Origin of the sequence: Brachybacterium paraconglomeratum (assembly GCF_039541415.1) — a bacterium.
Classification (GTDB): domain Bacteria; phylum Actinomycetota; class Actinomycetes; order Actinomycetales; family Dermabacteraceae; genus Brachybacterium; species Brachybacterium paraconglomeratum_A.
Genome location: NZ_BAABGE010000021.1, coordinates 1 through 6619 on the forward strand (window position 1 = coordinate 1; position 6619 = coordinate 6619).

At 65.2% G+C, this 6619-nt stretch carries 6 protein-coding genes; 3 read left to right on the forward strand and 3 right to left on the reverse strand.

Annotation, left to right across the window (positions count from 1 at the left end; translation table 11 throughout):
- Positions 1-127: 127 nt before the first annotated feature.
- From ABD893_RS17015 to ABD893_RS17025, 3 genes are read right to left on the reverse strand one after another with little or no spacing between them, the layout of a single operon-like run.
- On the reverse strand, positions 128-2299 hold the full coding sequence (locus tag ABD893_RS17015; RefSeq protein WP_345083212.1) for a hypothetical protein: 2172 nt from the start codon (positions 2297-2299) through the stop codon (positions 128-130).
- Positions 2296-2931: an ABC transporter ATP-binding protein gene (locus ABD893_RS17020; RefSeq protein WP_345083227.1), complete on the reverse strand. Its 636-nt coding sequence runs from the start codon at positions 2929-2931 to the stop codon at positions 2296-2298. Before ABD893_RS17020 ends, ABD893_RS17015 begins: the two co-directional genes overlap by 4 nt.
- A 57-nt stretch (positions 2932-2988) precedes the next feature.
- Positions 2989-3330, reverse strand: coding sequence for a hypothetical protein (locus ABD893_RS17025; RefSeq protein WP_345083215.1), 342 nt, complete (start codon positions 3328-3330; stop codon positions 2989-2991).
- A 485-nt stretch (positions 3331-3815) separates the two neighbouring features.
- On the opposite strand from ABD893_RS17025, the gene ABD893_RS17030 reads away from it, so the two are divergent.
- From ABD893_RS17030 to ABD893_RS17040, 3 genes are all read left to right on the forward strand, one after another.
- Positions 3816-4412: a recombinase family protein gene (locus tag ABD893_RS17030; RefSeq protein WP_345083218.1), complete on the forward strand. Its 597-nt coding sequence runs from the start codon at positions 3816-3818 to the stop codon at positions 4410-4412.
- A gap of 7 nt (positions 4413-4419) precedes the next feature.
- Complete coding sequence (locus ABD893_RS17035; protein WP_345083221.1) at positions 4420-5820, forward strand: Mu transposase C-terminal domain-containing protein; 1401 nt, start codon at positions 4420-4422, stop codon at positions 5818-5820.
- Positions 5817-6619: AAA family ATPase (locus ABD893_RS17040; RefSeq protein ID WP_345083224.1), on the forward strand; the 803-nt coding region annotated here is incomplete at its 3' end. The genes ABD893_RS17035 and ABD893_RS17040, both read left to right, overlap by 4 nt.

The window sequence follows — 6619 nt, forward strand, 5'->3', positions numbered from 1 at the left end:
CCCCGGTCATCATTCGAGGTCAGCTTCTTCCTCGCTCCGAACGCCCGATCGACCAGCCTGTCTAGGGTGTGACTTCCGCCGTTGAATGGCGGGGTTCTTCAGACGCTCATTGACGGGGTAGGTGAGTTCACCGCCTATTCACACTGGCCGCTGCTCGCCGTGCCGGGATAGTCAGCAGAATCGCCCCGATGGGGAGCGCGAGCGAGATCGCGGCGACGAGGACAAGCTTCAAGGTGTCGCCCTTCGCGATCTGTAGCACCTCGCCAGCGTAGGAGATCACGAGGGAGCAAAAGAACGCCGTCACCGTGGAGACGACAAGCGGGATCAGCAACACCGTCCAGGCAAGCTTGTCCGACGTGTGCAAGGAGAGTCCGAGGCGTTGGTAGATCACGTCTCGACCAGAGTCCTCAACGCTCCGGTCGCCGATCTCCCGGACGATGGCAAGGCCAAGGATGGCGAAGGCGACCAAGGCTCCTGCCACGAGCCATTGCACGATCGGGAGGGGCGCTGTGACGTCCGAGGCGGTGAGACTGATGTTCAGTGCGGGCAGGAACCCGAGAATGCGTTGGACGTTCTGCGTGGAAAGCGGTTCACGAGAGAAGATGGCGACGTCATCGCCGAGCCCGTCATCCGGTCCGAGCCGGGTGGTGTCTTCGGGGGTCCGCATCCCGGTATTCGCTTCAGCGAAATCCGAAAGCCTATCCCCGTTCCCCGGTGCACAGACGTCCGCACTGTCTCCGTTGAAGAACGCGACGAAGCTCGCGCAATCGTCCACGTCGACGAGGCGCGGCATAGGTCCATCGGTATCATCCTGAGAGACCGTCGAGACGATCAACACGTCCCTGCCCTCTTCCGCAAATGCGTCCCTGGCCGCTTCCAGCCCACCCTCCGGGTCTCCTCGCCAGCCGACGGCAATGGCACCGGAACTGTGCGAAGACGAGCCTTCGGCCTGAGTGGCCGCAGCGGATCCCCAAAGCGCCACGGCGAAGCTCACGACCACGATGAGCACGCCGAGTACGGAGGCGACGCGGGAGAGATGCACGGCATCGTGACGGAGCCGACGGGCGGCGGCCCACAGCACGGGACTGCGCATAGTGCGCATCGAGGAGGCAGCAGCAGCGGAGAGCGTGGGCACCGCAAGCGGAAGGAAGATGATCACTCCGATGGTCCCGCCCACGAACACCGTGCTCGCGACGGACGGCGAGACCCACGAGGTCGCCGAACCGATCACGGTCAGCACCGCGGCGACGAGACCGGCCACAGCGATCATGTGGCCTGCTCGCGGCCGGCGACTCCGACGACGCGGAAGGAGCCGTCCGAGCGCCCCACAGAAGAACGCACATCCGACGGTCACCGCGACCGCAGGTAGGTACACCCACCACGGCAATGAGAGATCTCCGGGAAACAACCGAATGGACGTCGCGGGAATGACTGTGAGCCAACGGCCGAAGACCGCGTGAGCGAGCACGGCGATCAGCGCGCCGCTCAGTGCCAGCAGACCGGTCTCGCACGCCATTGTTGTACGCGCGGTCCGGGCACGTACCCCGAGTGTGTGAAGGAATCGCAGGCGCTCATCACGGACCAGCGATCGTGCCCGAGAGCTCGAGATGAGCAGTACGAGGCTCGGCACGACGAGAAAGATCGCGACACCGGGCGCCATCATGGTCACGGAGACCACTTCGGGGTCGTACGAATTGCCACCGTAGACCGCGTTCGGATCACTCTCCGCGTAGGTCGCGATGTACGTCACCGCTCCGCCTTCGCCCAAGGTTGTCCCGGCCTCAGGCCGCACGAAGATGAGAGGTTCGGAGGCTGCTGCGAGGCCCTCATCGCCGATAGTCCCGTCCGTCCCGGAACCGGCAGCGGAACTGAGCCACCCGAAGTCTTCTGCGGTGTATCCGGCCGCGACCAACGCGGGCGACAAGACCGCCTCGCCGGGGCCCGGTAGCTCGTCCAGGCCGGGTGGCACCGCCGTAGGGTCATCCTCGTGCCCGGCGATGGGCTCGATCCAGACGGTCGGCACCTGCCGATCCATGGCCAACGTGCCGCGATCCACCACCGCCGCGACAGCACCGTCGGGCGACATCCCCGGGTACTCGTCCCCCACCGCTGCGGTGGGCATACCGAGCATGGCACCGGCGCGGAGCGGGCTGGTGTAGGACAGTGCGATCAGACCAAGTGCCACGAGAACGGCGAGGGTGGCGATGAAGCTCGCGGCTAGGAGGCAGACTTGACGCCACCGCTGACGCCGGTCGTGGGAGAAGGCGACGGCCGCGCTGAAGCGGAGAACGGTCCTCATGCGGCGTCATGCTCCCGCGTGAGGTGATAGGTGCGGTCACAGAGTGCAGCGACCGCCGGATCGTGGGTGGCGAGCAGCACCGTTGCCGAGTGCCGGTCTGCCTCACTGAGAAGCAGCTCGGTCACTCTGCGGGCGTTCTCGACGTCGAGGGAAGCCGTCGGCTCGTCAGCGACGATGAGGCTCACGTCCGGGCGGACGAGCGCGCGGGCGACCGCGACTCGTTGCGCTTCACCGCCGGACAGAGACCGAATGTCCGCGTCCGTTCGGTGAGCCATTCCGACGCCCCGTAATGCCTCGACCGCGAGCTTCAGGGCATGCGGTCTTTTCATGCCGTCGAACAGGAGCGGGAAGGCGACGTTCTCGCTCGTGGAGAATTCCTCGAGAAGATTCGGACTCTGCTGGATGAGGCCCATCCGCCGCCTTCGCAGATCCGACCTGGCTCGCGCAGAGGCGGAGCGCTGGTCTTGACCGAGTACTTGCACGGTCCCGGACGTGGGCTTCTCGAGGCCTTGGATACAGGCGAGGAGCGTGGACTTCCCTGAACCGCTCGGTCCCATGATGGCGATGGATGATCCGCGGTCCACGTGAAGTGACGTTCGGGGAAGCGCGAGCACTTCCCCGAACGTCACCATGGCGTTCTCGCAGAGCACGCTGTGCTCAGTCAATGACGTCTCCTATGAGAGCAGTAATCACGTGGGGTAAACCCAGTCGCCGTACGCATCCGGCCGATTGTTCAGGATCTCGATGGGTCGGTGCGCCCGCGGGAAGGTGTTGAGCGACTCGTACTTGCTGGTGTTCACCCCGTTGTAGTTGTACAGATGACGCGACTCGCCGCCCTTTGTCATCTTGTACTCAACACGGACCCCATGCCCATCATCTTCCCGATCACTGATCTGGATCTTGTACGACGAGGAGTAGTCGTAGGAGTAGTCACTCCCCTGATAGCTGTACAGGCCCCGTCCTGCCTCTGCAGAGAGCGGTGCGAAGGCGAATCCCACGATGAGTGCGGCTCCACCAAGCCGCTTGAGCATGGTTCTCAGTAATTCCTCGATTCTCAGAAACGAGGCGGACAGCTCAGTCCACCGCTGGACATCCATGGCCAGAAGTATCGAAGCTAGCACCCAGCTGGCGCCCAGGTGGTGCGTTTGACCCAAACTCGACACGGCTCCCTGCACTGCGACCCTTCGGAAGATCGAGGCGAACTTGAAGGCGCAACGAGAGCACGCCCCATCGCATCGACATAGCCACAGGTAAGGGCACAGAACGCAATTACTGAAGCACTGGGGCGACGAGACGGTCCTGGCACGTCCGCGCCTGACGGCCAGCATCGCGCTCATGCAAGTGATTCTATGCCAGCGCCTAAAACAGGTCGTAGCCCACGGTCCCGTAAGGGGAACCTTCACCGGACACGCTCGCGCTCGACCGGGACAAGCGCCAGCACGCCTGGAAGATCGTCCCGCAAGACCCGTCCGGTGAAGTGTCCGGTGACGGGACCCTATGTGACACACTATGGGGCATGTCCCCACTGAAGGTCGGATATGCCCGGGTCTCCACCGATGAACAGGACCTCACGGCGCAGCGCGATGGTCTCGCTGCCCTAGGTGTTGAGTCCAAACGGATCTACGTCGATCACGGGCTGACGGGACGCAACGCCGACCGCGAAGGGCTCCGACAGGCACTGGCCGCGTGCCGGGGCGGCGATACCTTCGTGGTCACGAAGCTGGACCGGCTGGCGCGGTCCGTCCGCGATGCCCACCAGATCGCCGACGACCTCGCGGCCCGGGAAGTGAAGCTGAGCATCGCCGGATCGGTGTACGACCCGACCGACCCGATGGGCAAGTTGCTCTTCAATGTGCTGGCGATGGTCGCCGAGTTCGAAGCTGATCTGATCCGCGCCCGCACCCGCGAGGGGATGAAGGTCGCCAAGAGCAAGGGCCGGCTGCGCGGGAAGTCCCCGAAACTCAATCCACGCCAGGAAGCCCACCTGGTCCAGCTTCATGCCGCCGATGAGCACACCATCGGTGAGCTGGCGGAGCTGTTCAGCATCGGTCGCTCCACGGTCTACCGGGCCCTCGAGCGCGCAGCGCGCAGCCGTAAGAACGCCGCGCAATAGGAGTGTGATGGACGCCCAGGCGCGGTGGCAAATCCTCAGACTCCACGTCGAGGACCAGGTCCCACTCGCGCGCCTGGCGCGCGAGACCGGTGTCGGACTACGCACCCTGGAGCGCTGGAAAGCCCGCTACCGCGCCCACGGCTTCGCCGGTTTGGAGCCGCCACCGCGCGCGGACGCCGGAACCCACCGGCTCCCCGCTGACCTCATCCGGGTGATCGAGGGGCTGGCACTGAGCAAACCCCGGCCCTCTATAGCCACCATCCACCGCAAGGTCACGGGCATCTGTGGCATCCGGGACTGGCCGATCCCCTCCTACTCGGTGGTGTGGGACATCGTGCGGACCCTGGATCCCGGCATGGTCACCCTCGCCCTGGAGGGCGCAGCGTCTTACCGCGACAAGCACGAACTGGTGCTCCGCCGGCAAGCAGAGCTGCCCAACGCGATGTGGCAGGCCGACCACACCATGCTCGACATCCTGGTAGTGGGCACCGACGGCAAGCCCGCCCGGCCATGGTTGACGACAATCCTCGATGACCGCTCCCGCGCGATCTGCGGCTACACAGTCTTCCTGGGCGCCCCTTCAGCGATGAACACCGCGCTGGCGCTGCGGCAGGCGATCTGGCACAAGACCGACCCGACGTGGCCGATGTGCGGCCTTCCGGACGTGCTCTACGTGGACCACGGCAGCGATTTCATCAGCCACCAGCTCGCACGCATTGCCGTCGACCTCCACATCCGACTGATCCACTCCACCGTCGCCCGACCTCAGGGCCGCGGCAAGGTCGAGCGGTTCTTCGGCACCGTCAACACCGAGCTGCTCACTACCTTGCCCGGATACCTCGCACCCAGCCAGCCCGCGCCGACCCCGACGCTGTCCCTGGCCGAGCTCGACACTGCCGTCGAAGGGTTCGTGACCACCTACAACGACCGCACGCACAGCGAGCTCGGCACCTCCCCGCGCAGCGCCTGGATCGCCGACGGGTGGATGCCCCGCATGCCAGACAGCCTCGAGGACCTAGACCGGCTGCTACTGACCGTCGCGAAAACCCGCATCGTGCGCCGCGACGGCATCCGCTTCCAGGGCCTGCGCTACATCTCCCCAACCCTGGCCGGTTACGTCGGCCGATCCGTGGTGATCCGCTACGACCCCCGTGACATCACCGAGATCCGCGTCTTCGATCACGACGAATTCGTCTGCAAGGCCGTCAACCAGGACCACCACGACGAGAAAGTCAGCCTCAAGGAGATCCAGGCCGCGCGCAACGCCCGCCGTCGGGCACTTCGAGCCGGCATCAACGAGCGCATCGCCCTCGTGCCCGCACACACTGCCGAGACGAGGCCGGCGCCCGAGGAGCCACCCCCGGCGCCCCGACCAGCACTGAAGGTCTACAGGGAGGATCTCAGGTGAACCAGCGCTTCATCGTGACCAAAGAGCACCGCCGCTTTATCGAGTTCGCCGACGCGGTGCGCCGCGGGCACACCATCGGTCTGTGCTTCGGACCAGCCGGAGTCGGCAAGACACTTTCCGCCCGCCGCTACGCGCACTACGAGAAGGCTCACGAACTGCTGACCTACTGGGGGCCACGCGCAGAGAGCGACGTCAAGATCTACGCCGCCCTGAACCGGAGTCGCACCGTGCTCTACACGCCCAGCGTGCTGACCACCCCGCGGAGCCTGAAGGACGAGCTGACGCTGGCCATCTCCCGTACCAACATCTGCATCGAACAACACCTCGAACCGCCCGGCCACCACGTGCCCGAGACCTGGGGCTGGCGGCACGGCCGTAACTACGTCGAGCTGATCATCGTCGATGAGGCCGAACGGCTGCGTCCCGCCGCGCTGGAGATGCTGCGCGATCGCTACGACCACGACGACATCGCCCTGATCCTGATCGGCATGCCCGGCCTGGAAAAGCAGTTCAGCCACTACCCCCAGTTCTACAGCCGGGTCGGCTTCGCCCACCAATACCGGTCTCTGGGGCAGGACGAGCTGCAGTTCGTTCTCGAGCGGCACTGGCGCTCCCTCGGCAAGACCCTCGACCCCGAGGACTTCACCGACGCCCAAGCCATCGCCACCATCGCCCGGATCACCCGCGGCAACTTCCGACTGCTCGAACGGCTCTTCCCTCAGATCCAACGCGTGCTGAAGATCAACGAACTCGACACCATCACCAACGACGTCATCGAAGCCGCCCAGAGCACCCTGGT